The 25582-nt window shown below is 72.9% G+C and carries 27 protein-coding genes, 1 pseudogene and 1 riboswitch; of the genes and pseudogenes, 15 read left to right on the top strand and 13 right to left on the bottom strand.

Annotated features, from left to right (window positions below):
* Positions 1 to 95 precede the first annotated feature (95 nt).
* Positions 96 to 1694 carry a beta-N-acetylhexosaminidase gene (locus ACZ6ZN_RS14700; protein WP_469646909.1) on the bottom strand — a complete coding sequence of 533 codons (1599 nt, stop codon included), beginning with the start codon at positions 1692 to 1694 and terminating at the stop codon, positions 96 to 98.
* Positions 1695 to 1984: 290 nt separating this feature from the next.
* On the opposite strand from ACZ6ZN_RS14700, the gene ACZ6ZN_RS14695 reads away from it, so the two are divergent.
* The 8 genes from ACZ6ZN_RS14695 to ACZ6ZN_RS14660 all read left to right on the top strand — a co-directional run bounded on the left by ACZ6ZN_RS14695 (position 1985) and on the right by ACZ6ZN_RS14660 (position 7984).
* On the top strand, positions 1985 to 2512 hold the full coding sequence (locus tag ACZ6ZN_RS14695; protein ID WP_451876595.1) for a 2-oxo-4-hydroxy-4-carboxy-5-ureidoimidazoline decarboxylase: 528 nt from the start codon (positions 1985 to 1987) through the stop codon (positions 2510 to 2512).
* Positions 2513 to 2670: 158 nt separating this feature from the next.
* Positions 2671 to 3051: a succinate dehydrogenase, cytochrome b556 subunit gene (sdhC, locus tag ACZ6ZN_RS14690; protein ID WP_037670267.1), complete on the top strand. Its 381-nt coding sequence runs from the start codon at positions 2671 to 2673 to the stop codon at positions 3049 to 3051.
* A gap of 5 nt (positions 3052 to 3056) precedes the next feature.
* Positions 3057 to 3539, top strand: coding sequence for a succinate dehydrogenase hydrophobic membrane anchor subunit (locus tag ACZ6ZN_RS14685; protein WP_398106917.1), 483 nt, complete (start codon positions 3057 to 3059; stop codon positions 3537 to 3539).
* A gap of 19 nt (positions 3540 to 3558) precedes the next feature.
* On the top strand, positions 3559 to 5313 hold the full coding sequence (gene sdhA, locus ACZ6ZN_RS14680; protein ID WP_451876594.1) for a succinate dehydrogenase flavoprotein subunit: 1755 nt from the start codon (positions 3559 to 3561) through the stop codon (positions 5311 to 5313).
* A complete protein-coding gene (locus ACZ6ZN_RS14675; RefSeq protein ID WP_369198797.1) occupies positions 5313 to 6092 on the top strand; it encodes a succinate dehydrogenase iron-sulfur subunit in 780 nt (259 codons plus the stop codon). Before sdhA ends, ACZ6ZN_RS14675 begins: the two co-directional genes overlap by 1 nt.
* Before the next feature lie 157 nt (positions 6093 to 6249).
* Entirely contained in the window at positions 6250 to 6657 is a 408-nt protein-coding gene (locus tag ACZ6ZN_RS14670; protein ID WP_398106919.1) for a hypothetical protein, read from the top strand.
* A gap of 14 nt (positions 6658 to 6671) precedes the next feature.
* Complete coding sequence (locus ACZ6ZN_RS14665; protein ID WP_398106920.1) at positions 6672 to 7205, top strand: thiol-disulfide oxidoreductase DCC family protein; 534 nt, start codon at positions 6672 to 6674, stop codon at positions 7203 to 7205.
* Between the two features lie 17 nt (positions 7206 to 7222).
* The gene (locus ACZ6ZN_RS14660; RefSeq protein WP_451876592.1) at positions 7223 to 7984 is read left to right on the top strand and encodes a TetR/AcrR family transcriptional regulator; all 762 of its coding nucleotides are present in this window, start codon (positions 7223 to 7225) and stop codon (positions 7982 to 7984) included.
* Between the two features lie 18 nt (positions 7985 to 8002).
* Here ACZ6ZN_RS14660 and ACZ6ZN_RS14655 read toward each other — a convergent pair whose 3' ends face one another.
* Both ACZ6ZN_RS14655 and ACZ6ZN_RS14650 read right to left on the bottom strand, forming a co-directional pair.
* Positions 8003 to 9328, bottom strand: coding sequence for a metallophosphoesterase (locus ACZ6ZN_RS14655; RefSeq protein ID WP_469646204.1), 1326 nt, complete (start codon positions 9326 to 9328; stop codon positions 8003 to 8005).
* Between the two features lie 23 nt (positions 9329 to 9351).
* Positions 9352 to 9591: an SCO4848 family membrane protein gene (locus ACZ6ZN_RS14650; RefSeq protein ID WP_398106923.1), complete on the bottom strand. Its 240-nt coding sequence runs from the start codon at positions 9589 to 9591 to the stop codon at positions 9352 to 9354.
* A gap of 91 nt (positions 9592 to 9682) precedes the next feature.
* Here ACZ6ZN_RS14650 and ACZ6ZN_RS14645 point away from each other — a divergent pair, with 91 nt between their 5' ends.
* Entirely contained in the window at positions 9683 to 10978 is a 1296-nt protein-coding gene (locus ACZ6ZN_RS14645; protein ID WP_469646201.1) for a D-alanyl-D-alanine carboxypeptidase family protein, read from the top strand.
* Here ACZ6ZN_RS14645 and ACZ6ZN_RS14640 read toward each other — a convergent pair.
* From ACZ6ZN_RS14640 to ACZ6ZN_RS14625, 4 genes are read right to left on the bottom strand one after another with little or no spacing between them, the layout of a single operon-like run.
* The gene (locus tag ACZ6ZN_RS14640) at positions 10926 to 11843 is read right to left on the bottom strand and encodes a YihY/virulence factor BrkB family protein (RefSeq protein WP_398106925.1); all 918 of its coding nucleotides are present in this window, start codon (positions 11841 to 11843) and stop codon (positions 10926 to 10928) included. The genes ACZ6ZN_RS14645 and ACZ6ZN_RS14640 overlap by 53 nt on opposite strands.
* On the bottom strand, positions 11831 to 12283 hold the full coding sequence (locus ACZ6ZN_RS14635) for a GtrA family protein (protein WP_398106926.1): 453 nt from the start codon (positions 12281 to 12283) through the stop codon (positions 11831 to 11833). Before ACZ6ZN_RS14635 ends, ACZ6ZN_RS14640 begins: the two co-directional genes overlap by 13 nt.
* Positions 12280 to 13224: a decaprenyl-phosphate phosphoribosyltransferase gene (locus ACZ6ZN_RS14630; protein WP_469646197.1), complete on the bottom strand. Its 945-nt coding sequence runs from the start codon at positions 13222 to 13224 to the stop codon at positions 12280 to 12282. Before ACZ6ZN_RS14630 ends, ACZ6ZN_RS14635 begins: the two co-directional genes overlap by 4 nt.
* Entirely contained in the window at positions 13217 to 13738 is a 522-nt protein-coding gene (locus ACZ6ZN_RS14625) for a phosphatase PAP2 family protein (RefSeq protein ID WP_469646195.1), read from the bottom strand. Before ACZ6ZN_RS14625 ends, ACZ6ZN_RS14630 begins: the two co-directional genes overlap by 8 nt.
* Before the next feature lie 133 nt (positions 13739 to 13871).
* On the opposite strand from ACZ6ZN_RS14625, the gene ACZ6ZN_RS14620 reads away from it, so the two are divergent.
* Together ACZ6ZN_RS14620 and ACZ6ZN_RS14615 are read left to right on the top strand one after the other, a co-directional pair.
* Positions 13872 to 15254 (top strand): FAD-binding oxidoreductase, encoded by a 1383-nt coding sequence (locus ACZ6ZN_RS14620; RefSeq protein WP_451876587.1) that lies wholly within the window; start codon positions 13872 to 13874, stop codon positions 15252 to 15254.
* A 38-nt stretch (positions 15255 to 15292) separates the two neighbouring features.
* A complete protein-coding gene (locus tag ACZ6ZN_RS14615; RefSeq protein WP_469646191.1) occupies positions 15293 to 16048 on the top strand; it encodes a decaprenylphospho-beta-D-erythro-pentofuranosid-2-ulose 2-reductase in 756 nt (251 codons plus the stop codon).
* Between the two features lie 19 nt (positions 16049 to 16067).
* Here the strand turns inward: ACZ6ZN_RS14615 and ACZ6ZN_RS14610 are convergent, their stop codons facing one another.
* Together ACZ6ZN_RS14610 and trpS are read right to left on the bottom strand one after the other, a co-directional pair.
* Positions 16068 to 16646 (bottom strand): 2'-5' RNA ligase family protein, encoded by a 579-nt coding sequence (locus ACZ6ZN_RS14610; protein ID WP_469646188.1) that lies wholly within the window; start codon positions 16644 to 16646, stop codon positions 16068 to 16070.
* A 139-nt stretch (positions 16647 to 16785) separates the two neighbouring features.
* Positions 16786 to 17799 carry a tryptophan--tRNA ligase gene (trpS, locus tag ACZ6ZN_RS14605; protein WP_398106932.1) on the bottom strand — a complete coding sequence of 338 codons (1014 nt, stop codon included), beginning with the start codon at positions 17797 to 17799 and terminating at the stop codon, positions 16786 to 16788.
* A gap of 133 nt (positions 17800 to 17932) precedes the next feature.
* On the opposite strand from trpS, the gene ACZ6ZN_RS14600 reads away from it, so the two are divergent.
* Positions 17933 to 18649, top strand: coding sequence for a hypothetical protein (locus ACZ6ZN_RS14600; protein WP_469646185.1), 717 nt, complete (start codon positions 17933 to 17935; stop codon positions 18647 to 18649).
* Between the two features lie 21 nt (positions 18650 to 18670).
* Here the strand turns inward: ACZ6ZN_RS14600 and ACZ6ZN_RS14595 are convergent, their stop codons facing one another.
* From ACZ6ZN_RS14595 to ACZ6ZN_RS14585, 3 genes are all read right to left on the bottom strand, one after another.
* Entirely contained in the window at positions 18671 to 20119 is a 1449-nt protein-coding gene (locus ACZ6ZN_RS14595) for a glycine hydroxymethyltransferase (protein WP_469646183.1), read from the bottom strand.
* A gap of 34 nt (positions 20120 to 20153) precedes the next feature.
* Positions 20154 to 20240: riboswitch (ZMP/ZTP riboswitch) on the bottom strand.
* Positions 20241 to 20286: 46 nt separating this feature from the next.
* Positions 20287 to 21468 (bottom strand): glutathionylspermidine synthase family protein, encoded by a 1182-nt coding sequence (locus ACZ6ZN_RS14590; RefSeq protein ID WP_451876583.1) that lies wholly within the window; start codon positions 21466 to 21468, stop codon positions 20287 to 20289.
* Between the two features lie 14 nt (positions 21469 to 21482).
* Positions 21483 to 21824 carry a hypothetical protein gene (locus ACZ6ZN_RS14585; protein ID WP_451876582.1) on the bottom strand — a complete coding sequence of 114 codons (342 nt, stop codon included), beginning with the start codon at positions 21822 to 21824 and terminating at the stop codon, positions 21483 to 21485.
* A 126-nt stretch (positions 21825 to 21950) separates the two neighbouring features.
* Between ACZ6ZN_RS14585 and ACZ6ZN_RS14580 the strand changes: the two genes are divergently transcribed.
* Positions 21951 to 22844, top strand: coding sequence for a DMT family protein (locus tag ACZ6ZN_RS14580; protein WP_469646907.1), 894 nt, complete (start codon positions 21951 to 21953; stop codon positions 22842 to 22844).
* Positions 22845 to 22878: 34 nt separating this feature from the next.
* On the opposite strand, the gene pdxR is transcribed toward ACZ6ZN_RS14580, so the two are convergent.
* Positions 22879 to 24309: a MocR-like pyridoxine biosynthesis transcription factor PdxR gene (pdxR, locus tag ACZ6ZN_RS14575; protein ID WP_469646179.1), complete on the bottom strand. Its 1431-nt coding sequence runs from the start codon at positions 24307 to 24309 to the stop codon at positions 22879 to 22881.
* Between the two features lie 47 nt (positions 24310 to 24356).
* On the opposite strand from pdxR, the gene ACZ6ZN_RS14570 reads away from it, so the two are divergent.
* Complete coding sequence (locus ACZ6ZN_RS14570; protein ID WP_451876580.1) at positions 24357 to 24866, top strand: carboxymuconolactone decarboxylase family protein; 510 nt, start codon at positions 24357 to 24359, stop codon at positions 24864 to 24866.
* Positions 24863 to 25581, top strand: a pseudogene (locus ACZ6ZN_RS14565) (isocitrate lyase/PEP mutase family protein). Before ACZ6ZN_RS14570 ends, ACZ6ZN_RS14565 begins: the two are co-directional and overlap by 4 nt.
* Position 25582: the final 1 nt, after the last annotated feature.

The raw sequence follows: 25582 nt of genomic DNA, 5'->3' as shown, positions 1-25582 counted from the left end.
GTCCGGTCCCCCCGGCCTGTCCGACTCGGCTCGCGACGCCAGACCACCACAGCCGCACGGGCGGGCGCAGCCGGACGGGGCAATTCCTGCGCCGGTCAGCCGAGGCTGTCCGCCAGTGCCCGGAACTGCGCCCAGGACGCTTCGGGCTTGTCCGGGTCCCACAGCTTCTGCACCATCGCCCGCAGCGGCATCCGGATCCCGGCGGCCACCTGCGCCTCGGTCTGGGCGTTCGCCTGGTCGCACCAGACGGCGAACGACCCGCCGAGGATCTGCCCGTCGTACCGCGCGGGCACGGGGGTGGTGCCGCGCAGCACCCGTGGCGTCCACTGCTCGTAGATCCGCTGGCCGGTCGGGTAGACGAAGGTCTGCGGCTCGCCGAGCACGTAGTACAGGAACTCGTCGTTGTAGTTGATCACCTTGCGGCCGGCCTCCAGGTACTCCAGGGGTGTCCGGGCGCCGATCTCCTTGCCCGTCCAATAGGCCACCTGGATGTCCTTGCCGGCCTGCACGGACCCGCCGCGGAAGAAGCCGTCGTTCCAGGCCCGCGGGACGCGCTGGTGCTCGCGGACGGTCGCGGCCCGGTCGTTCAGCCAGCCGGTGGTGAGGTCGGCGACCGTGGCGCCGGAGCCGTACTTCTCGCGCGCCGCGGCGGCCAGCTGCGGGAAGGACGCCTCGGGGTCGGAGCGGACCAGTGCCTGGTACTCGTCGGCCCCCAGGTGCCAGGGCGTGCCGGGGAACAGCTCCGCGTACTCGTTGAGCAGGTCGTCGACGATCTCGGCGCTCTCGGCCTTGGAGATGTCGATGGCGCCCTGCACGGGCGATCCCTGCACGGTGCGCAGTTGCAGGTCGGGGTGGGCGTCGATGACCGCGCCGAGGTGCCCGGGCGAGTCGATCTCGGGCACGATCGTGATGTGCCGGCTCTCCGCCAGGTCGATGATGTTGCGCACCTGCGCCTTGGTCAGGTGCTCGGCGGAGACGATCTCCGGGTGCGTGTCGGACTCGATGCGGAAGCCCTGGTCGTCGGAGAAGTGCAGCCCCAGCTGGTTGTACTTCAGGTCGCCCAGCTCGCGGATCCGGTCCTCGATCCAGCCGGCGGTGAAGTTCTTGCGGGCGATGTCGAGCATGAAGCCGCGCACCGGCTTGGCCGGCTCGTCCTTCACCACGCCCTCGGGCGCGGTGCCGCCGTCGTGCGTCTCCTGCTTGAGGGTGCGGGTGCCGTGGAAGACGCCGGCCTCGGTGGGTCCGCTGATCTCCACGCGCCCGCCGCCCACGGTCATCACGTACGACTCGGGGTTCGCGCCCTTGCCGTCGTTCAGCGTGAGCCGCAGGTCCCCGTCGCGCTTGTCGTCCTTCTCGCCCGCGTACGTCAGTCCCAGCTCGCCGGCGACCAGGCGGCCCTCGTCGGCGAGGGCGGGGTCGTTCACGACGACCCGGTCGCCCTTCGCGGGGCGCCAGCCCGGCCCGCGCGCGGGCGTGTGCTCCCGCACGGCGGGGATCGTCCTCGGTGCCTCGGACAGGGGGTAGGAGCGGCTGGGAGCGGGGCTCGCGCCCCCGTCCGGCCCGGTCGTGCTCGGCGCGGCGGCCGCGCCCCGGGTGGACCCCGCCTCCGGCCCGGTGGACCCGCCGTCGCCGCCGGAGGCCGCCCACAGCCCGAGACTCACCCCGGCCGCGACCACCACCAGGGCTACCGCCATGGTCACGACCAGCACCTGCCGCTGCTTTCCCTGCTTCGCCGGAGCCCGGCGCCTGTGCTGATTCACACCGCCAACCTAAAACCCGATCCGGTACCGCGCGCGTCCACCACGCGTTCCGAAACTCTCTCTCCCGAGTGAAATTCGGGCATCCGTCGGACACGTCTCGGTCGCACTCGATAGCGTGACGTCACAACTCTCACAGAGTGCCCTGCTGACACACGTGACGCCCACGAGGACCCACGCTGCCCGCGCACCGTCTCCCCGATCTCCCCGGCCGGCTCGACATACCGGTGGACCCGTTCAACGCGGCCTCCACCGAGGACCTGCGCCGCATCCTCCTCCGCTGCCTGCACAGCGCCCGGTGGTCGCGGCGGGTCGCCGACCACCGCCCCTACCCGGACGTGGACTCCCTGCTCGCCGCCGCGGACGAGGCGGCCTACGACCTCACCTGGGCCGATCTGAGCGAAGCCCTGGCCGCCGAGTCCCTGCCCGCCCTCCCGCCGGACACCTACGCGGCGGCCCACACGGCCCTGGGCGCGGCCCACGCCGCCTACGAGGCCCGCTTCGGGCACGTGTTCGTCATCTGCCTGGACGGGGTGCCCCCCTCCGAGGCGCTGGACCGGATCCTGGAGACCGTCCGGTCACGATTGGCGAACGATCCGGAGGAGGAGCGGGAGGTGGTGGCCGACGAACTGCGCCGCCTGGCGAGAGAACGGCTGGTCCACGCCCTCAGAGGCGCCGGGAACCGCGCGACGGGCCACGACGGCGCCGCGCCCGGCCGGCAACCGGACATCCCGCTCCACGACCCGCGGGGCTAGGCCGTACGCATGCCAGTTTGATCACACAGCCGGACCCCCGCTCAGCGCCGCGTCGGCGCCTCGCTACGATGCTGGGGGCCGGTGGACCGTACCCGGCCGGGCCCGACCGACAAGGAAAGCCGGCGCGGCCCCAATCACCGCTCCCGGAGGAAACTTCCGTGCCGGCTGGAACGCTGTACCGCGGCCGGGAAGGAATGTGGTCCTGGGTGGCTCACCGAGTCACCGGCGTCCTCATTTTCTTCTTCCTGTTCGTTCACGTGCTGGACACCGCGCTCGTCCGTGTGTCCCCCGAGGCCTACGACAAGGTCGTGGCCACGTACAAGACGCCGATCGTCGCGCTGCTGGAGTACGGCCTCGTCGCCGCCATCCTCTTCCACGCGCTCAACGGCCTGCGTGTCATCGCCGTCGACTTCTGGATCAAGGGCGCCCGCTACCAGAAGCAGATGCTCTGGACCGTCGTCGCCCTGTGGGTCGTGCTGATGCTCGGGGCGATCTACCCCGTTCTCGGCCACGCCGCTCGTGAACTGTTCGGGAGCTGACGCCAATGTCCACGACTGACAAGACCGCAGCCGGCGTGGGCCCCGTCGAGGGCGGGGCCGTCTACACCGTCGACAACCCGGCGCCCCTCATCGAGGCCCCGCGCAAGCGCACCAAGAAGTCCCCCAGGTCCACCCGGGGCAACTTCGAGCTCGCCGCATGGCTCTTCATGCGCCTGTCGGGCGTCGTGCTGGTCGTGCTGGTCCTCGGCCACCTGCTGATCCAGCTCGTGCTGGACGGCGGCGTCTCCAAGATCGGCTTCGCCTTCGTGGCCGGCCGCTGGGCGTCCCCGTTCTGGCAGGTCTGGGACCTGCTGATGCTGTGGCTGGCGATGCTGCACGGCGCCAACGGCCTGCGCGTGGTCATCAACGACTACGCCGAGCGCGCGCAGACCCGGCTGTGGCTGAAGGCTCTGCTCTACACCGCCACGGTGTTCACCATCCTGCTGGGCACGCTGGTGATCTTCACCTTCGACCCGAACATCCGCTAGGCACGGGGCTGCGAGAATCATGAAGATCCACAAGTACGACACCGTCATCGTCGGCGCCGGTGGCGCCGGTATGCGCGCCGCCATCGAGTCGACGAAGCGCAGCCGCACCGCCGTGCTCACCAAGCTCTACCCCACCCGCTCCCACACGGGCGCCGCGCAGGGCGGCATGGCCGCCGCGCTGGCCAACGTGGAGGAGGACAACTGGGAGTGGCACACCTTCGACACGGTCAAGGGCGGTGACTACCTGGTCGACCAGGACGCCGCCGAGATCCTGGCGAAGGAGGCCATCGACTCCGTCCTCGACCTGGAGAAGATGGGCCTGCCGTTCAACCGCACGCCGAACGGCACCATCGACCAGCGCCGCTTCGGCGGTCACAGCCGCAACCACGGCGAGGCCCCGGTCCGCCGCTCCTGCTACGCGGCCGACCGCACCGGCCACATGATCCTCCAGACGCTGTACCAGAACTGCGTCAAGGAGGGTGTGGAGTTCTACAACGAGTTCTACGTCCTCGACCAGCTGATCACCGAGGTCGACGGCGTCAAGAGGTCGGCCGGTGTGGTGGCGTACGAGCTGGCCACCGGCGAGATCCACGTCTTCCACGCGAAGGCCGTGATCTACGCCTCCGGCGGCTGCGGCAAGTTCTTCAAGGTGACGTCCAACGCGCACACCCTGACCGGTGACGGCCAGGCCGCCGTCTACCGCCGGGGCCTGCCGCTGGAGGACATGGAGTTCTTCCAGTTCCACCCGACCGGCATCTGGCGCATGGGCATCCTGCTGACGGAGGGCGCCCGCGGTGAGGGCGGCATCCTCCGCAACAAGGACGGCGAGCGCTTCATGGAGAAGTACGCGCCGGTCATGAAGGACCTCGCGTCCCGTGACGTCGTGTCCCGCTCCATCTACACGGAGATCCGCGAGGGCCGCGGCTGCGGTCCCGAGGGCGACCACGTCTACCTCGACCTGACGCACCTGCCGCCGGAGCAGCTGGACGCCAAGCTCCCGGACATCACCGAGTTCGCCCGCACCTACCTCGGCATCGAGCCCTACACGGACCCGATCCCGATCCAGCCCACCGCGCACTACGCGATGGGCGGCATCCCGACCAACGTCGAGGGTGAGGTCCTGGCGGACAACACCACGGTCGTCCCGGGCCTGTACGCGGCCGGCGAGGTCGCCTGCGTGTCCGTGCACGGCGCCAACCGCCTGGGCACCAACTCGCTGCTGGACATCAACGTCTTCGGCAAGCGGGCCGGCATCGCGGCGGCGGAGTACTCGCAGAAGGCGGACTTCGTCGAGCTGCCGGAGAACCCGGCGGAGCTCGTGCTGGAGCAGGTGGAGCGGCTGCGCAACTCCACCGGCGCCGAGCGCGTGGCGGAGCTGCGGCGCGAGCTGCAGGAGACCATGGACGCCAACGTCATGGTGTTCCGCACCGAGCAGACCATCAAGACGGCGGTCGAGAAGATCGCGGAGCTGCGCGAGCGCTACAAGAACGTGGCGATCCAGGACAAGGGCAAGCGGTTCAACACGGACCTGCTGGAGGCCATCGAGCTGGGCAACCTGCTCGACCTCGCCGAGGTCATGGCCGTCTCCGCGCTCGCCCGCAAGGAGTCCCGCGGCGGTCACTACCGCGAGGACTACCCGAACCGCGACGACGTCAACTTCATGCGGCACACCATGGCGTACCGCGAGGTCGGCGCCGACGGCTCCGAAACCGTCCGTCTCGACTACAAGCCGGTCGTCCAGACCCGCTACCAGCCGATGGAGCGTAAGTACTGATGGCTACCCCCGTTCTGGACAAGGAAGACGCGGCCGGCAAGCCCGAGCCCGGTTTCGCCGACTCCCCCTACATCACGGTCACCTTCCGGGTCCGCCGCTTCAACCCCGAGGTCGCGGCCGAGGCCACCTGGGAGGACTTCCAGGTCGAGATCGACCCGAAGGAGCGTGTGCTCGACGCCCTCCACAAGATCAAGTGGGAGGTCGACGGCACGCTGACGTTCCGCCGCTCGTGCGCGCACGGCATCTGCGGGTCGGACGCGATGCGGATCAACGGCAAGAACCGTCTTGCCTGCAAGACCCTCATCAAGGACATCAACCCCGAGAAGCCGATCACGGTCGAGCCCATCAAGGGCCTGACGGTCCTGAAGGACCTCGTGGTCGACATGGAGCCGTTCTTCCAGGCGTACCGGGACGTCATGCCCTTCCTCATCACGAAGGACACGAACGAGCCCACGCGTGAGCGGCTGCAGTCCGCCGAGGACCGCGAGCGCTTCGACGACACCACGAAGTGCATCCTGTGCGCGGCCTGCACCACGTCGTGCCCGGTCTTCTGGAACGACGGGCAGTACTTCGGCCCGGCCGCCATCGTCAACGCGCACCGCTTCATCTTCGACTCGCGCGACGAGGCCGGCGAGCAGCGCCTGGAGATCCTCAACGACCGCGAGGGCGTGTGGCGCTGCCGCACGACCTTCAACTGCACGGACGCCTGCCCGCGCGGTATCGAGGTCACGAAGGCGATCGCCGAGGTGAAGAGGGCGCTCATCACGCGCCGCTACTGAGCCCCACCGCTCGACCGCTCGACCGGAAGGCCCCGTCACCGCTGGTGACGGGGCCTTCTCCCGTTCCCGGCCCTCCCCATTGTGTTGAACATGTTCAAAAAGAGGTCTACAGTCATCTCCGACAGCGTTTTGAACGTGTTCAAGAAGGGTGGGGGCAATGGACCGCACGGTCGTCGCCTACGTCATCTACCTGCTGGTCAGCATCGGTCTGACCATCTGGGTGGCCCGCACGCTCAGCCGGAACGGCAGGATCTTCCTCGCCGACGTGCTGCACGGCAACGAGAAGCTCGCCGACGCCGTCAACCACCTCCTGGTGGTCGGCTTCTACCTCGTCAACCTCGGGTTCGTCGCGCTGTACCTGAGCGACGACGAGACCATCACCGACACGCGCGGCGTCTTCGAGGCCCTGTCGACCAAGCTCGGTGTGGTGCTCCTCGTGCTCGGCTTCATGCATCTGGCCAACGTCTACGTGCTCAACCGCATCCGGCGCCGGGGCGCGATGGAGCGGGAGCAGGTGCCGCCCGTCCCGCCGCAGGGCTGGGTCGCCCCGCAGGCCCAGGTCTGAGCGGAGACCACCCCGTGAACGCCACCACACCGGCCGGGCGGCCCGCCGCCGCCCCGGTCCGCCGGCTCACCGTCCTGTACGACGCCGAGTGCTCCCTGTGCGCGTTCCTGCGCGACTGGCTCCTGCGGCAGCCCCACCTGGTGCCGCTGGAGCCGGTCCCGGCCGGCTCCGAGGAGGCCCGGCGGCGCTTCCCCGGGCTGGACCACGCGGCGACCCTCGACGAGATCACCGTCGTCGGGGACGCCGGGCAGGTCTACCGGGGCCCGGCCGCCTGGGTCGTCACCCTCTGGGCGCTGCGCGGGCACCGGCGTCTCGCCCACCGGCTCAGTACCCCCGCCGGAGCCCTGCTGGCCAGGGGCGCGGTCCTCGCCGCCGCCAAGTGGCGCGGAGCGCAGGGGAACCGGGGGCAGGGCGGCGCCGGTCCGTGGGGCGGCCGGGTGTACCGGCGGGCGGACGGCTGGTCCTACGCCCCGGACACCGGCTGGACCTACGGCAGCCCCGGCTGCGCCGACGGGAGCTGCGCCCCCCGGCAGGCACCGGGGCGCTGACGTTAGGCTCTCTTTCCGTGCCCGCGAAGAACGACGGCCCCGACGACGGCGCCAACCCGACCAAGTCCGAGCAGACCCGCGCACTGATCCTGGAGACGGCCATGCGGCTGTTCCAGGAGCGCGGTTACGACAAGACGACCATGCGGGCCATCGCCACGGAGGCCGGGGTCTCCGTCGGGAACGCGTACTACTACTTCGCGGGCAAGGAGCACCTGATCCAGGGCTTCTACGACCGGATCGCCGCCGAGCACCAGGTGGCCGTCCGGGAGATCCTGGCCCGGGAGACCGACCTGGAGGCCCGGCTCGCCGGGGTGCTGCGCGCCTGGCTGGACATCGCGGCGCCCTACCACGAGTTCGCGGTGCAGTTCTTCAAGAACGCCGCCGACCCGGACAGCCCGCTCAGCCCCTTCTCCCCCGAGTCCGAGCACGCGCGCCAGGAGGCCATCAGCGTGCACCGGCACGTGCTGGCCGGGGCGACGAAGACCAAGGTGCCCGAGGAACTGCGGGACATCCTGCCCGAGTTGATGTGGCTGTCCCAGATGGGCCTGTGCCTGTACTGGATCTTCGACCGGACCGAGGGCCGCGAGCGCAGCTACCGGCTCGCGGAGCGGGGCGCCCGGCTCACCGCACGCGGCGTCTCCCTGGCCCGCTTCCGGGTGCTGCGCCCGCTCGTGCGCGAGGTGCACGAGCTGTTCACGGACTTCCTGCCGGGGATGACCCGGGCGATCCCGGACCCGGCGGCACGCCGCGAGGACACGGCACCCCGGGACGGCTCCTAGGGCCTGCCCCGGGGACGCCTACGCCTGCTTCGAGGCCAGTTCGATCACCGTGACGTCCGAGGGCGCCCCCACGCGCGTGGGCGGGCCCCAGGCCCCGGCGCCGCGCGAGACGTACAGCTGGGTGTCGCCGTAGCGCTCCAGGCCCGCGAGGGTGGGGTTGGCGCCGGACGCGACGAGGTTGCCGGGCCAGAGCTGGCCGCCGTGGGTGTGGCCGGACAGCTGCAGGTCGACGCCGTGCTCGACGGCGTCGTGGATCTGCACGGGCTGGTGGGCGAGCAGCACGCAGGCCCGGGCGGTGTCCCGGTCGCCGAGCGCCCTGGCGAAGTCGGGGCCCCGGCCCTCGTCCTCGCCGGCCACGTCGTTGACCCCGGCCAGGTCGAAGTGGGGCATCTCCCGGCGGGCGTTCTCCAGGGGGATCAGTCCGAGCCGGCGCACCTCCTCGACCCACTGCTCGGCGCCGGAGAAGTACTCGTGGTTGCCGGTGACGAAGTAGGACCCGTGACGCGCCGTCAGCTGTGCGAGCGGGGCGGCGGCGGGACCGAGGTCCTTCACACTGCCGTCGACCAGGTCGCCGACGACGGCGATCAGGTCGGGCTGGGTCGCGTTGACGGTGTCGACGACCTTCTGGGCGAAGCCGCGGCCCAGGACGGGCCCGAGGTGCACGTCGCTGACGACGGCGATCCGGTAGCCGTGCGCGGCGCGCGGCAGCTTGGCCAGCGGCACGGTGACCCGCTTGACCTTCGGCCCGCGCAGGACGCCGTACGTGCCGTACCCGACGGTTCCGACGGCGGCGGCAGCGGCGGTCCCGGCGACGACCCGGGAGACGAAGAGGCGGCGGGAGGGGCCCGAGGCCGCGGCGGGGGCCGGGCCCGTGGCCGTGGGCGGCTCGGCGGGGCCGCCGGACGCGGGCGCGGGGCCCGCCTGCGGGTCGGCCGTCGCGGTGCCGGCCGGCCCGCCGGGCACGGCGACGCGCTCGGTCCGCGACGGGGGCGCCGGCTCCGGCGCCTGGCCCCGGGACCCGGCCCGCCGTCGCAGGAACCGGCCCAGCAGCGGCCGGACGAGCTCCCCGGCCAGCACCGCCAGCAGGAGGTACATCGACAGCGCGAGCCACAGGAAACCCGGCCAGGCGAGGGTCCGCTGGAGCCAGAAGGGGGCGCCCGAGCGTTCGGCGACCAGGGCCGCGATCGCCAGGACCCAGCCGCCGGCGATCAGGACCGCGCCCGCGCGGCGCAGGGGGCCAGGGCCCCGGGTGGTGTCGCGGAACAGGCGGCGCCACACGTACCAGTTGGCCGTCACGATGACGGCCAGGACCAGCAGGGCGACGAGCACGAAGACGATGGCCACGGTGTCGTGTCTCCCGATTGCCGTTATGACGTCCGGCGCAGTGCGCGCAGACCACGCAACCCGATGGCCCCGACGATCGTCCCCAATACGAAGGACACGACGGCGAGCAGCAGGTGCACCCAGAAGTAGGCCGTGGGACGGCCGTCGTCGAAGGCGAGCCCGCTGCCGTCCGCGGCCAGGTTCTTGACGAAAGTGATCCAGATGACCCAGCTCCACACCCCGAAGGCGAGCAGGAACCAGGAGACGGGGCGGCTGAGCTTCATGCACCCAGTATCGCCAGGGCCTGTCCGGTTCCGTTCGCGGGGTGGGGCCGGGGGCGGGACTTCCCCCCGCACGGCATGTACGTTTCCGATCGTGCCCGCACCGAAGAAGACCGCCGGGCGATCCCTGCTGGTCGCCTCCGCCGTTCTGTCGTCCCTCGCCCTGACCGCGCCGGCCGCCGTCGCGGCCCCCAAGCCCTCGGACAGCCCCTCGGCGAGCCCGTCGGCCACGCCCCCGGCGTCGATGTCGACCGTGGGCGGTGCCCGGCTCGGCAGGCCGGGGACGCAGGTGAACCTGGCGAGCGGTGTGCCGGTGCTGCCCAAGGGCGTCAGCGCCCGCTCCTGGATCGTCGCCGACGCCGAGACCGGTGACGTGCTGGCCGCGCACAACGCCCACTGGCGCCTCGCCCCGGCGAGCACGCTGAAGATGCTGTTCGCCGACACGCTGCTGCCGAAGTTCCCCAGGACCGGCAAGCACAAGGTGGTCCCCTCCGACCTGGCCGGGATCGGCGCCGGGTCCAGCATGGTCGGGATAAAGGAGGAGGAGACCTACACCGTCCACGACCTGTGGCTCGGGGTCTTCCTGCGCTCGGGCAACGACGCGGTGCACGTGCTGTCCGCCATGAACCAGGGCGTCGACAACACCGTCCGGGAGATGAACGAGCACGCCGTGGAGTTGCAGGCGCTCGACACGCACGTGGTCAGCCCGGACGGCTACGACGCCGAGGGCCAGGTCTCCTCGGCCTACGACCTGACGCTGATCGCCCGGTCCGGGATGCAGAAGAAGGACTTCCGCGAGTACGCCGCCACGGTCTCCGCGAAGTTCCCCGGCGAGACGAAGAAGGGCAAGAAGGGCAAGTCGGTGCGCGAGTCCTTCGAGATCCAGAACACCAACCGGCTGCTGTCCGGCGACTCGGACGTGCCCGTCTACCAGGGCATCGCGGGGGTGAAGAACGGCAACACCACCAACGCGGGCGCCACCTTCACGGGGGTCGCCGAGCGGAACGGCAAGGTGCTGCTGGTGACCGTCATGAATCCGGAGAAGCCGGAGCACAACGAGGTCTACAAGGAGACAGCCCGGCTCTTCGACTGGGGCTTCAAGGCGGCCGGGAAGGTGCAGCCGGTGGGTGAGCTGGTGCCGCCGCGGAGCGCCGCCCGGCCCAGCGCCCAGCCCGGCGCGAACCCCTCCGGGGAGGCCGGGGGCGCCGGGAGCGGCGCCGGGACCGGCGGCCGGCCGGTGGCCGGCGCCCCGGCGGCGGGCGGCTCCAGCGGGATGGGCACCGCACTGGGCATCACCGGCGGGGTGCTGGTGCTGCTCGTGGGCGGCGCGTTCCTGGTCAACCGCCGCTGGCCGCTGCCGGATCTGGTGCGCCGCCGGACCCGCCCGTGAACGCGGGGACCTCGTCCCGCTTGCTCTGCGTCGCCGTCCAGGAGGCGCAGAACAGCACCAGTTTCGAGGTGAAGTTGATCCACAGCAGCAGGGCGACGGGCACGCCGAACGCGCCGTACATGCTCTTCGCGGCCACGCCCTGCAGATAGCCGCTGAGCAGCAGCTTGAGCAGTTCGAAGCCGACCGCTCCGGTCAGCGCCGCCACGAACAGGCGGTGGCGCGTGGGCTCCACGCCGGGCAGCAGGGTCAGGACGTAGAGCAGCAGCAGGAAGTCGGCGAGGACGGCGACCAGGAACGCGGCGATGTGCAGCAGCACGCCGCTGAAGCCGCCCTCGTCGATGCCGAGCTGCCGGGTGATCCAGCCGACCATCGCGGAGGCGACGGCGGAGGCGGCGATGGTCAGCAGCAGCGCGCCGCCGAGGCCGATCAGGACCCCGGCGTCCTTGCCGTAGCGCACGAGGGGGTTCTCCTCCTCGTCGGGCAGCTCCCACACCGCCCGCAGGCACTCGCGCATGGAGCCGGCCCAGCTGACGCCGGTGAAGAACAGCACCGCGCCCGCGATCAGCCCGACCGTGCCCGCGTTGTCGACCAGACCGGCGATGTCCAGCTGGTCGGAGATGCCGGGCACCTGCTCGGCGATCTTGTCCTGGAGCTGGTCCTGCTGCTCGGTGCTGAGCGTGGCGGCGGCGATGGTGGCCGACACCGTGAGCAGCGGGAAGAGCGCGACGAAGCTCGTGAAGGTCATCGCGGCGGCCAGCCGCGTCCACTTCACCCGGTCGAGCCGCTCGTACGACCGCCACGCGTGGGTGATCATCAGCCGCTCCGCCCACGGCCCGACCACCGGGAGTCTTTTCAGCCAGTCCATGATCCGACTCTGCCCTCCGCCCGGAACACCCATGTACGGGTACCCCAGAACCGCAGGATCGTGGCCAGGGCCATGCCGACCACCGCGCCGGAGACGGTGTCGGCGCGCTGGGAGGTGAGGCCGAGGCCGTAGTGGCTCACGGCGAGGCACAGCAGCTGCACGGCGGCGCCGGCCAGGTTCACCGCGGCGAACACCGCGCAGGGCAGCAGGCCCCTCGGCCGGCGGTCGCGGTAGGGGCCGAGGGCGTTGCCCGCGTAGGCGACGGAGCAGGCGGCCAGGAAGGACAGCGCCTTGGCGGTGAGCGGGCCGCACCCGGCCGGGCCGCGCAGGCCGGTGAACAGGGCGAGGTCGACGGTGTAGGCCAGCAGGCCGACGCCGGCGAAGCCCAGGACCTCCCGCCGCAGCGGCGATCCCGGGCCCCACGCCGCGCGTGCGGTCACCAATTGGCCACCGCCAGGGCGTACATGGCCGCCCAGGCCACGCCGATGAGGGCGAGGGCCCGGTCGCGCAGGACGACGTCCTCGGGCTCCCCCGCCGTGCCCCGGTCGGCGAACACGGCGTAGCGGAGGACGGCCAGGATGAAGGCGACCATGGACAGCTGGCGCCAGGGCAGCACGCTGGTGTGCGGGACGCCGCCCTCCTCCATCGCCCACAGGCAGTAGCCGAGGACGGCGACACCGGCCGCGAGCTGCCAGACGAAGCGCAGGTAGCCGGTGGTGTACTCGGTGAGCAGCGCGCGGGTGGCGCCCGCCTTCCCGGCCATCTGCACGGCCTCGGAGTAGCGCTTGGCCGCGACCATGAACAGCGCGCCGAACCCGGTGGTGATCAGGAACCAGCGCGAGAGGGGGATGCCGAGGGCGAGCCCGCCGACCATGGCCCGCATCAGGAACCCGGTGGTGACGACCGCGAGATCGACCACGAGGACGTGCTTCAGGCTGATGCAGTACGCCAGTTGCAGGGCGAGGTAGGCGGTCAGCAGGGCGGCGACGGCCGGGCCGCACAGCCGGGCGGCCGCGACGGGCGCGAGGACGCCGAGGGCGCCGCCGACGGCGTAGGCGACGGGTACCGGGACCTGCCCGGCCGCTACGGGGCGGTGCCGCTTGACCGGATGGGCGCGGTCGGCGTCGGCGTCGCGGGCGTCGTTGACGAGGTAGACGGCGGCGGCGCAGGCGGTGAACAGCACGAAGACCAGGCCGAGTTGCGCCATGGCGTGTGCGGTGAACAGTTCGCCCGCCGCCGCCGGGGCGGCGATCACGAGGACGTTCTTGACCCACTGCCGGGGCCGGGCGGTTCTGACCAGGCCGGCCAGGAGGCCGCCCTTGCGGGGCGGTGCGGGCCGCTCCTCGCGGGTGCGCTGCCGCAGGACGGCCGTCTCAGTCACGGGGGGCTCCCGCCGTCATCCAGCGGGCGCCGAGCCGGGCCGTGAGCGCGCCGAGGGCCGCGCCGGCGGCGACGTCCGAGGGGTAGTGGACACCGGCCACCAGGCGCGAGACGCACACGGCGGCGGCGAGCGGCGGAACGGCACGCGCCCCGAGGGCGCCGAAGGCGACGGCGGCGGCCGCCGCGGACGTGGCGTGGGAGCTGGGGAAGGAGTGCCGGCCGGCGGTGCGCACCAGGGGCTCGACGTGCGCGGGGCGCGGACGGCGCACGATCCTCTTCACCCCCATGCTGACGAGGTGCGCCCCGGCGGTCAGGGCCGTGCCGCGCAGCCAGGCGCCGCGTCTCCTGCGGTCCACGGCGGCTCCGGCGAGCCCGGCCGCGAGCCAGAGCGCCGCGTGCTCCCCCGCCCAGGACAGGGCACGGGCGGCGTCCGCCACCCGCGGGTCGCTGCCGCAGTCCCTGAGCGCCGAAACGATCCGGTGGTCCATGTCGTGCAGGTCGTCGAGGTCGTCCATGTGGACTCACTGTTCACGCCAACCCGCCATGAACTACGGCAATATTGAGCGACATCCCATTAATCACCCATTTCGGGGAGGGGTGCCATGTTCCCGAACTGATAGCCCACAGTGGGGCGATACGGTCACGGACATGTCTGCCGACACCGATTACGTCTCCGACGACATGGGCTTGGACCACACCACCGTCACCGGCTGGGGTCGCACCGCCCCCACCGCCGCCCGGCTGATCCGGCCCCGGACGTACGAGGAGGCCGCGGCAGCCGTCCGGGAGTGCGGGGCCCGCGGCGGGATCCCGCGGGGGCTGGGCCGGGCGTACGGGGACGCCGCGCAGAACGCGGGCGGATCCGTGCTCGACATGACGGCCCTGGACCGCATCCACGCCATCGACGCCGACGGCGGCACCGTCCTGTGCGACGCGGGCGTCTCGCTGCACCGGCTGATGCAGGTGCTGCTGCCGCTCGGCTGGTTCGTGCCGGTCACCCCCGGCACCCGCTACGTCACCGTCGGCGGGGCGATCGGCGCCGACATCCACGGCAAGAACCACCACGTCTCGGGCTCCTTCGCCCGGCACGTCCTCGCCCTCGAACTGCTCACCGCCGACGGCGAGATCCGCACGGTGATCCCCGGCACCCCGCTCTTCGACGCCACCGCCGGCGGCATGGGACTCACCGGGGTAATCCTCACCGCGACCGTCCGGCTCCAGCCGGTCGAGACGACCCTGGTGTCGGTCGACACCGAGCGGGCGGCGGACCTGGACGACCTGATGGCCCGGCTGGCCGCCACCGACCACCGCTACCGCTACTCGGTGGCCTGGATCGACCTGCTGGCCCGGGGCGCCTCGACCGGGCGCGCGGTGCTCACCCGCGGCGACCACGCGCCCCTGGACGCGCTCCCCGCCCGGCTGCGCCGCGACCCCCTGGCCTTCCGCACCTCCCGCCTGCCTCCCGCACCCGCCGTCCTGCCCGAGGGCCTGCTCAGCCGCACGACCGTGGGCCTGTTCAACGAGCTCTGGTACCGCAAGGCCCCCCGGGCCCGCACCGGGCAGCTCCAGCGGATCTCCGCGTTCTTCCACCCGCTGGACGGCGTGCCGCACTGGAACCGCGTCTACGGCCGCGGCGGCTTCGTCCAGTACCAGTTCGCCGTCGGCTACGGCCAGGAGGACGCCCTGCGCCGCATCGTGCACCGCATCTCGGCCCGCCGCTGCCCGTCCTTCCTGGCCGTCCTCAAGCGCTTCGGCGAGTCCGACCCGGGCTGGCTGTCGTTCCCGGTGCCCGGCTGGACGCTGGCGCTGGACGTCCCGGCGGGGCTGCCCGGCCTCGGCGCCTTCCTCGACGAGCTCGACGAGGAGGTCGCCGCGGCGGGCGGGCGCGTCTACCTCGCCAAGGACGCCCGCCTGCGCCCGGAGCTGCTCGCGGCCATGTACCCGCGCCTCGGGGAGTTCCGCACGCTGCGCGCCGAACTGGACCCGCACGGCGTGTTCGTGTCCGACCTGGCCCGCCGCCTCCATCTCTAGGCAACCACCAGGTCCCCAGGCAACCACTAGGAGCTGTCATGAAGGACGCCTTCGGCCTCCCCCAGTCCCTGCTCGTCCTCGGCGGTACCTCCGAGATCGCGCTGGCCACCGCCCGCCGGCTGATCGCCCGCCGCACCCGCACGGTCTGGCTGGCGGGCCGGCCCTCGCCCGCGCTGGAGGAGGCCGCCGGGCACCTGCGCGAGCTCGGGGCGGACGTGCGCACCGTCGCCTTCGACGCCCTCGACCCGTCCGCGCACGAGGCCGTGCTGGAGAAGGTGTTCGCCGAGGGCGACATCGACATGGTGCTGCTCGCCTTCGGGCTCCTGGGCGACCAGGCGCGCGACGAGCGCGACCCCGAGGCGGCGGTACGGGTCGCCCAGACCAACTACACCGGCGCGGTCTCGGCGGGCCTGGTGTGCGCCCGGTCCCTGCAGTCCCAGGGGCACGGCTCGCTGGTGGTGATGTCGTCCGTGGCGGGCGAGCGGGCCCGCCGCGCCAACTTCATCTACGGCTCCAGCAAGGCCGGCCTGGACGCCTTCGCGCAGGGGCTCGGGGACGCGCTGCACGGCACGGGCGTGCACGTCATGGTCGTCCGCCCCGGCTTCGTGCGGACGCGGATGACCGCCGGGCTGCCCGAGGCGCCGCTGGCGACCACGCCCGAGGCGGTCGCGACGGCCGTGGAGCTGGGGCTGCGGCGCCGCTCGGAGACGGTGTGGGTGCCCGGCCCGCTGCGCGTGGTGATGGCGGCCGTCCGGCACCTGCCGCGCGCGGTGTTCCGCCGGCTGCCGCTCTGAGTCCCGCGGCGCGGGGCCGTCAGCGGGTCGGGACCGAGCCGCGCTCCGCGCGGCCGGTCTGCGGCGGGACCACGGAGCTGCCGAAGGGGAACTCGCGCAGCTTGCGCCACACGCCGTCGGGGCCCTGCTCGTAGAGGGCGAAGCCGGTGCAGGGCCACTCGGCCTCGTAGCCGGCGAGTTCCTCGAAGGCCCGGTCCATCGCCGCCTCGTCGATGCCGTGGGCGACGGTGACGTGCGGGTGGTACGGGAACGCCAGTTCCCGTGCGACCGGCCCGGCGGGGTCGCGGAGCTGCTCCTGGAGCGCCGTGCAGGCGTCCGCCCCGGCGACGACCCGGACGAACACGACCGGCGACAGCGGCCGGAAGGTGCCCGTGCCGGACAGCCGCATCGGGAACGGCCGGCCGGCCGCGGCCACCTCGGTGAGGTGCGCCTCGACGGCCGGCAGGGCACTCTCGTCGATCTCGGTCGGCGGCAGCAGGGTGACGTGCGTGGGGATGCCGTGAGCAGCGGCGTCGCCGAAGCCCGTGCGCAGCTGCTGAAGCCGGCTGCCGTGAGGCTCCGGGACCGCGATCGACACACCGATCGTTACGGTCCCCACGTCGTCTCCTGTCATGTCAGTGTGGCCGCTGATACGACCACCCGGTTATCGACTGTACGGCCACGAGGGGGTTACGGGCAGGCGCAACGGGAGTGATGTACAGCGCTGTTCGGTGCTGCGGCCGTACGCCGGGGCGGGTTCAGTGCTTGGCGGGCAGGAAGCCGACCGCGTCGTACGCCCGGGCGAGGGTCTCCGCGGCGACCGCGCGGGCCTTCTCGGCGCCCTTGGCCAGGACCGAGTCCAGCGTCTCCGGGTCGTCCAGGTACTGCTGGGTGCGCTCCCGGAACGGGGTGACGAAGTCGACCATGATCTCGGCGAGGTCGGTCTTGAGCGCGCCGTACATCTTGCCGGCGTACTTCTCCTCCAGCTCGCCGATGGTCTCGCCGGTCAGGGTCGAGTAGATCGTGAGCAGGTTGCTGACGCCCGGCTTGTTCTCGGCGTCGTAGCGGATCACGGTGTCCGTGTCGGTGACGGCGCTCTTGACCTTCTTGGCGGTGGCCTTCGGCTCGTCGAGGAGGTTGATGAGGCCCTTCGGCGTGGACGCCGACTTGCTCATCTTGATCGACGGGTCCTGGAGGTCGTAGATTTTCGCCGTCTCCTTGAGGATGTACGGCTTCGGGAGCGTGAAGGTCTCGCCGAAGCGGCCGTTGAAGCGCGTGGCGAGGTCCCGGGTGAGCTCGATGTGCTGGCGCTGGTCCTCACCGACCGGGACCTCGTGCGCCTGGTAGAGCAGGATGTCCGCGACCTGGAGGATCGGGTACGTGAACAGGCCGACCGACGCGCGCTCGGCGCCCTGCTTGGCGGCCTTGTCCTTGAACTGCGTCATCCGGCCCGCCTCGCCGAAGCCGGTGAGGCAGTTCATGACCCAGGCGAGCTGGGCGTGCTCGGGGACGTGGCTCTGCACGAAGAGGGTGCAGCGGTCCGGGTCGAGACCGGCCGCCAGGAGCTGGGCGGCGGCCAGGCGCGTGTTCGCGCGCAGGTCCTTCGGATCCTGCGGGATGGTGATGGCGTGCAGGTCCACGACCATGTAGAACGCGTCGTGGGTCTCCTGGAGGGCCACCCACTGGCGGACGGCGCCGAGGTAGTTGCCGAGGTGGAACGAGCCGGCGGTGGGCTGGATACCGGAGAGCACGCGGGGTCGGTCAGTGGCCATGCCCACCATTCTCTCAGGTCCCGGGCCCCGATCCGGAACCGGCCGGAAACAGCCGGGGCCCCGTTTCCCGGCGCGGTGTAACAAGGGTGGGGCACCGGCGGCTCGGCCGGGTGCGGTGGACCGGGGGGGACCGATGGGGGCACGGGGCGGAGTCCGGTGGGGGGCGGGTGCGGTCGTGGCCACCGTGCTGGCGGTGGGACCGGCCGCTGCCGGTGCGCGGGCGCTTCCCGCGCGGGAGCCGGGCGTGCCCGACGTGGCCGTGGTGATCGCCGGTAGTACGGGACGGACGGTGGCGGTGCGGTCGGGCGACCCGGTCTTCGCGCGGCTGTGGCAGGTGCTGCAGCCGCTGCACACCCGGACCGAGCGGGTGCCGGAGGACTGGACGGAGGGGCGGTTCCCGCCCGTGCGGTTCACGGTCGTGTGGGGCTTGTCGGGGGTCGGCGGGTGGCCCGCCACGAGCCGGCCGCCCGGTGGCGACGTGGCCGTTGAGCGCCAGGACCAGCTGGTCGTCGCACCGGACGGCACGCCCTGGGTGCGGTCCGACCCCGCGCCGGCCGTGGAGGACGACGACATCCGCTGGCACCGGGCGCCCCGGTCGGCCCTGCGGCGGCTCGGCCTGGCGCCGCTGCTCGGCGGCGCGGGGGACGGCTCGGACGGGAGCGCCGGCGCGGCGGCCGGTGCCGGCGGCGGCGCGGTCCGCGACGACGTCCGCTGGGCGGTCGCGGGACTGGTGACCGGACTCGCCGCCGGCGTCGGCGGCACGGTGCTCGGCCGCCGCGCGGCGGCCCGGCGCGAAGCCGGACCGCCGCGGGAGGAGTCGCGCCGGGTGCTGTACGACCTGGACGAGTGAGCCCGCGGCCGGGGCGGGGCCTCAGCCCAGGTCGATCTCCGGGTACAGCGGGAAGCCGGCGACCAGGTCCGTGGCGCGCTGGGAGATCTCGTCCGCCACCTTCGCGTCGAGGACGTGGGCCGCCTTGGAGGGGGCGCCCGACTTGGTGGTGCCCGCCTCGGTGGCGGTGAGCACGCGGTCGATCAGGCCGGCCACCTCGTCCATCTCCGCCGTGCCCAGGCCGCGGGTGGTGAGCGCGGGCGTGCCGATGCGGATGCCCGAGGTGTACCAGGCGCCGTTCGGGTCGGCGGGGATCGCGTTGCGGTTGGTGACGATGCCCGACTCCAGCAGCGCGGCCTCGGCCTGGCGGCCGGTGAGGCCGTAGGAGGAGGCCACGTCGATCAGGTTCAGGTGGTTGTCGGTGCCCCCGGTGACCAGGGTCGCGCCGCGGCGCATCAGGCCCTCGGCGAGGGCGCGGGAGTTGTCGACGATGCGCTGGGCGTAGTCGCGGAAGGACTCCTGGCGGGCCTCCGCGAGGGCGACCGCCTTGGCGGCCATCACGTGCGGCAGCGGGCCGCCGAGGACCATCGGGCAGCCGCGGTCGACCTGGTCCTTCAGCGAGTCGTCGCACAGCACCATGCCGCCGCGCGGGCCGCGCAGCGACTTGTGGGTGGTCGTGGTGACGATCTGGGCGTGCGGGACCGGGTCGAAGTCGCCGGTGAGGACCTTGCCCGCGACCAGGCCGGCGAAGTGCGCCATGTCGACCATGAGGGTCGCGCCGACCTCGTCGGCGATCTCGCGCATGATCCGGAAGTTCACGAGACGGGGATAGGCCGAGTAACCCGCGACGATGATCAGCGGCTTGAACGTGCGGGCCTGCGCGCGCAGCGCCTCGTAGTCGATCAGGCCGGTGGCCGGGTCGGTGCCGTAGGAGCGCTGGTCGAACATCTTGCCGGAGATGTTCGGGCGGAAGCCGTGGGTGAGGTGGCCGCCGGCGTCGAGGGACATGCCGAGCATCCGCTGGTTGCCGAAGGCCTGGCGCAGTTCGGCCCAGTCGGCGTCGGTCAGGTCGTTGATCTGCCGGACGCCGGTCTTCTCCAGGAAGGGCACCTCGACGCGGGCGCCGAGCACGGCCCAGAAGGCGACGAGGTTGGCGTCGATCCCGGAGTGCGGCTGGACGTAGGCGTGGCGGGCGCCGAAGAGCTCCTTGGCGTGTTCGGCGGCCAGGGACTCGACGGTGTCGACGTTGCGGCAGCCGGCGTAGAAGCGGCGGCCGATCGTGCCCTCGGCGTACTTGTCGCTGAACCAGTTGCCCATGGCCAGGAGGGTGGCCGGGGAGGCGTAGTTCTCGGAGGCGATCAGCTTGAGCATCTCGCGCTGGTCGGCGACCTCCTGGCCGATGGCGTCCGCCACGCGGGGCTCGACCGCGCGGATCACGTCGAGGGCGGCGCGGTAGGCGGTGGAAGCGGTGGAGAGGGGCTCGGCGGGCATGTGTGGACCTCCGGGACGTTGCGTTCGGCGTTCACGGTACGGCCCAGGCGCACGGCTCTGTCCTGCTCGGGCCGCTCCCCGATGGTTCGTCCATCCCAGCGCGCCAGTCACGGCCCTCGGTCAGCCTACCGGGTGGCCCCGCGCCGAAGGCGTCGGCCCACCCCCGCTCAGAGGATCACGTGGGGCAGGAACCGCGCGTACTCGTCCGTGACCAGGCCCGAGGACTCGCGGATGCCCAGGCCCGCCGACTCGTCCTCCACCACCCAGGCGCCCAGGACCACGCGGTTGCCGTCGAAGTCCGGGAGGGGGGCGAGCTGCTGGTAGCAGCAGGGCTCGTCCCGGAGGGCTGGGGTGGATCCGGGCTCGTGGACGGTGACGCCCGCGCCCTCGCGGCCCAGCAGCGGCTTGGCGACCCAGCCGGTGGCGGTCAGGTCACGGGGTCCGTCCAGGTGGGCGGGGAGCAGGTTCGGGTGGTCCGGGTAGAGCTCCCACAGGATCGCCAGGAGGGCCTTGTTGCTGAGGAGCATCTTCCAGGCGGGCTCGATCCACAGCGTGGAGCCGGTGCCGCCGCCGTTGTCCAGGGTGTCCAGGACGTGGTCGGCGAAGCGGTCGGTGGTGAGCCACTCCCAGGGGTAGAGCTTGAAGACGCTGCGGATGAAGCGCAGGCGCAGGTCGACGAAGCGGCGGGAGAGGCGGTCCCAGCCGATCTCCTCCACGGAGATCCAGTCGGTCTCCAGGCCGGCCTGCTCGGCGGTCTCCTTCAGGTAGGCGACCGTCATCAGGTCCTCGCCGAGTTCGTCGGCGGAGGAGTGGGCGAAGTACAGGGGGCTGCCCGGCGGGAGGAGGGCCGCCTGCTTCTTCCACGCCCCGACGAGGCGTTCGTGCAGGGAGTTCCACTGGTCGGCGCCGGGGAAGCGCTCCTCCATCCAGAACCACTGCGGGGACGCGGCCTCGACCAGCGAGGTGGGGGTGTCGGCGTTGTACTCCAGCAGCTTGGCCGGGCCGGTGCCGTCGTAGCGCAGGTCGAACCGGCCGTACACGGACGGCAGTTCGGCTCGGCGGTGCCAGGCCTCGGCGACCGCGCGGGCCACCCGGGGATCGGTGATGCCCAGATCCGCGAAGCGGTCCTCGGCGACGATGTGCCCGGCGGCGGCCAGGCACATGCGGTGCAGCTCCTCGACGACCTCCTCCAGCGCCTCGACCTCCGGCAGGCCGAAGACGTAGTAGGCGCTCTCGTCCCAGTAGGGGCGCAGGGAACCGTCGGGGTAGCGGGTCAGCGGGTAGATCAGGCCCTGGTCCTCGACGGTGCGCTGCCAGTCGGGGCGCGGGGTGATCGTGCGGCGTTCCATCCTCCCGGTGCCCGTCAGCCGCCGCTGCTGCCGCCCGAGCAGCCGAAGCCGCCCCGGTCGACGGCCTCGCTGCGGCTGAAGGTGCCGTCGTCGGCCCAGCCGTTGCTCACGTCGGCGTCGTAGTACCAGTCGGCGTCCCTGCTCTTGCCGATCTTGCGGCCCTTGCCGGACGAGGAGCCGGCGGACGTGCAGTTCTTGTCGGCGACGACCTTGTAGCCGTTGAGGTAGTCGTAGCTGTCGCGGTCCACGCAGCGGCGGTCGGGGTCGGAGCCGCAGGCGGACAGGGCGGCCGCGAGGACCCCCATGCCGCCCAGGACCACCGTGCTGGAGCGCAGCCGTCGTCGTGTCTCGGCCATGTGCGATCCCCCTGTGATTCTCCCCGTTGTGCACTGACGAGCGGTCAGCCTAGAGAACTTCGCGGGCGGGCGCGCATGCCCCCCTGCTTCCGGCCGCTGTCCTACTGTCGATACGTGATCTTTGGAATGGTTTGCGCCCTTGGTGCGGCGGTGTGCTTCGGTACGGCGACGGTGCTGCAGGCGATCGCCGCCCGGGCCGCCGCGGCGAGCGGCCCCGGCGGGGACGTGGCGCTGCTGTGGCGGGCGCTGCGGCAGTGGCGGTATCTGGCCGGGCTGGCGCTGGACGGGCTCGGGTTCGTGCTGCAGATCCTGGCGCTTCGCTCGGTGCCGATCTACGCCGTCGGGGCGGCGCTGGCGGCGAGCCTGGCGGTGACGGCCGTGGTCGCCGCGCGGCTGCTGAAGGTGCGGCTGAGCCGGCTGGAGTGGACGGCGGTCGGCGTCGTGTGCGCCGGGCTGGCACTGCTGGGGCTGGCGTCCGGGGAGGAGGGCGACGAGACCGGGCCGGCCTGGCTGAAGTGGGCGCTGCTCGGGGCGGCGGCCGGGGTGCTGCTGCTGGGTGCGGCGGGCGGGCGGCTCCCGGAGCGCGGGCGCGCCCTGGCGCTCGGTCTCGGGGCCGGGCTGGGTTTCGGGGTGGTGGAGGTGGCGGTACGCCTCATCGACGGGCTGACGCCCGCGGCGCTGTTCACCAACCCCGCGTTCTACGCGCTGCTGCTGGGCGGCGGCGCCGCGTTCCTGCTGCTGACCTCGGCGCTCCAGCGGGGCTCGGTGACGACGGCGACCGCGGGGCTGGTGCTGGGCGAGACGGTGGCGCCCGCGCTGATCGGCGTGATCTGGCTCGGCGACCGCACCCGCCCGGGCCTGGGCTGGCTGGCGATCCTCGGCTTCGCGGTGGCGGTGGCGGGCGCGCTGGCCCTGTCACGCTTCGGGGAGGCGCCGGTGGAGCCCGAGCAGGGGGCGGCACGGGGGCCGGCCGAGCAGGGGGCGGCCGGTGGTGGGGACGCGGGAGGACGACGGCCCTGAGGAACACCGGGCCCGCGCCGACGCCCGCGTGGCGTCAGCCCGGCAGGGTTGCGCACAGGGCGTCCAGGGCGCCCGACCAGGCGTGGTCGGGCGGGGTGCCGTAGCCGACGACCAGGGCGTCGAGCGGCTCCACGCGGGCCGCGGGGTCGCGGTAGCGGGCCAGGCCGTGCAGGGCCAGGCCACGCCAGTTGGCCGCCTGGACCACCGACTGCTCCGCACCGGGCGGCAGCCGCAGCAGCACGTGCAGACCGGCCGCGATGCCGGTGACCCGGGCCTGCGGGGCCCGGGCCGCGACGGCGGCGACCAGGGCGTCCCGGCGGCGCCGGTAGCGCAGGCGGGCGGCCCGCACGTGCCGGTCGTAGGCGCCGGAGGTGAGGAACTCGGCCAGGGTCAGCTGGTCGAGCGCGCCGCAGGTGTCGACGTCGCCCTTGGCCGCGGCGACCTCCCCGGCCAGGTCCGGCGGCAGCACGGCCCAGGCCAGCCGCAGCCCGGGCGCCAGGGACTTGCTCGCCGTGCCGAGGTAGGCCACCCGGTCGGGGTCGAGGCCCTGGAGCGCGCCCACGGGCTGCCGGTCGTAGCGGAACTCGCCGTCGTAGTCGTCCTCCAGGACCAGCGCGCCGGTGCGCCGCGCCAGCTCGACGACGGCCGCCCGGCGGTCGCGGTGCAGCGGTACGCCCATGGGGAACTGGTGGGCCGGCGTGAGGAGGACCGCGTCGGCACCGGGGACCGCGGCCGGGTCGGTGCCCCGCGCGTCGAACGGCAGCGGCGTGGTGGCCAGCCCGGCGCCGGTCAGCAGGTCCCGGTGCGCGTCCAGGCCGTACGACTCCACCGCCACCGTCCGGGCTCCGCGGGCGCGCAGGACCGTGCCGAGCAGCCGCAGCGCGTGCGCGAACCCGGCGCACACCACGATCCGTTCGGGGTCGGCGCGCACGCCCCGGGCCCGGGACAGGTACCCGGCGAGTGCGGCCCGCAGCTCGGGGCGTCCACGCGGGTCCCCGTAGTCGAGGGCGTGGTAGGGGGCCGCGGCGAGGGCCCGGCGGGCCGCCCTGAGCCACTCCGCCCGGGGGAAGGACGCGAGGTCCGGGCTGCCCGGGCGCAGGTCGTAGACAGGGCGGCTGCGCGCACGGGGCTGGGCGTGCGCCGCCGTGCCGGACGGCGGGGCGGGCGGTGTCCGCCCCGGCGGCCGGGCGGGCGCGGCCGGGGCTCCCGTGGCGACCCGGGTCCCCGAGCCCTGCCGGGCCGTGAGCCAGCCCTCGGCGACCAGGTCGGCGTAGGCGTCGGCGACCGTGTTGCGCGCGATGCCGAGGTCGGCGGCGAGCGCGCGGGAGGAGGGCAGCCGGGTGCCGGGGGCCAGCCGTCCGGAGCGCACCGCCTCGCGCAGGGCGCCGGTCAGCCCGCGCCGCAGGCCCGGCCCGGTCGGTTCCAGATGCAGGTCGATGCCCAAAGTGGCCCAGGGTTCCGCCATGGAAATGGACCATACTCCTGGGCTGCCTGCTGCCTAGGGTCGACGGCATGACGACGCACACCGACGACACGGCCCCCGTGGAGTACACCCCCGAGCAGCCCGCCCGGCTGGAATGGGCCAAGCACGCGCCCGAGGTCTACAAGGCGATGGTCCGGCTGGACACCGCCGCCCGCAAGGGCCTGGATCCCACGCTGTACGAGCTGGTGAAGATCCGCGCCTCCCAGATCAACCACTGCGCCTTCTGCCTCGACATGCACACCAAGGACGCCCTCGCCGCGGGCGAGAGCGTCGAGCGGATCGTGCAGCTCGGCGCGTGGGAGGAGTCGCGGCACTTCTACACCGCCAAGGAGATCGCGGCGCTGGAGCTGACGGAGGCCGTGACCGTGCTGACCGACGGTTTCGTGCCGGACGAGGTCTACGAGCGGGCGGCGAAGCACTTCGGCGAGGCCGAGCTGGCCCAGGTCGTCGCCGCGATCACGGTGATCAACGCCTGGAACCGCTTCGGCGTGACCTGCCGGATGGCGCCGGGGCACTACCGGCCCGGGCAGTACAAGTGACCGCTGCCGAGGCGTTCCGCGCCCTGCACCACCACAGGGCGCCCGGTGATCCGCTGGTGCTGCCCGGGCCCTGGGACGCGGCCAGCGCCCGGGTCTTCGAGGAGGCCGGGTTCCCGGCGCTGGCGACCCCAGTGCCGGGGTGGCCGCCGGTCTGGGGTACGAGGACGGGCAGGTCCCCGCGGCTGAGATGTTCGCCGCGGTCGCCCGGATCGTCCGGGCCGTCGAGGTGCCCGTGTCGGCGGACGTCGAGGGCGGGTACGGGCTGGCGCCGAAGGAGCTGGTGGAGCGGCTGCTGGAGACGGGCGCGGTCGGCTGCAACCTGGAGGACTCCGAGGCCGGGGAGCTGAAGGACCCGCGCGCGCACGCCGACTGGCTGGCCGGGGTGCGGGATGCGGCCGGGGACCGGCTGTTCCTCAACGCGCGCGTGGACACCTTCCTCCGCGGGGTGGGCGACCCGGACCGGGCCATCGAGCGGGCCGCGCTGTACGTCGCCGCCGGGGCCGACTGCGTGTACCCGATCGGCGCGCCGCCCGAGGTGCTGCCGCTGCTGCGCGCCGGGATCCAGGGGCCGATCAATGCCGTGGCGCCCGCCGACGGCGGCCCCTCGCCCGCCGAACTCGGCGCACGAGGGGCCACCCGGATCACCTTCGGGCCGGGACTCCAGCGGCGTGCCGCCCGCGCCCTGCGGGAGATCGCCGACGGGCTCCTGGCGTAGG

This window comes from Streptomyces sp. NPDC053665, from assembly GCF_055585285.1.
The sequence above is the reverse complement of the archived record's forward strand: the minus strand, read 5'-3'. Positions and strand labels throughout refer to the sequence as shown.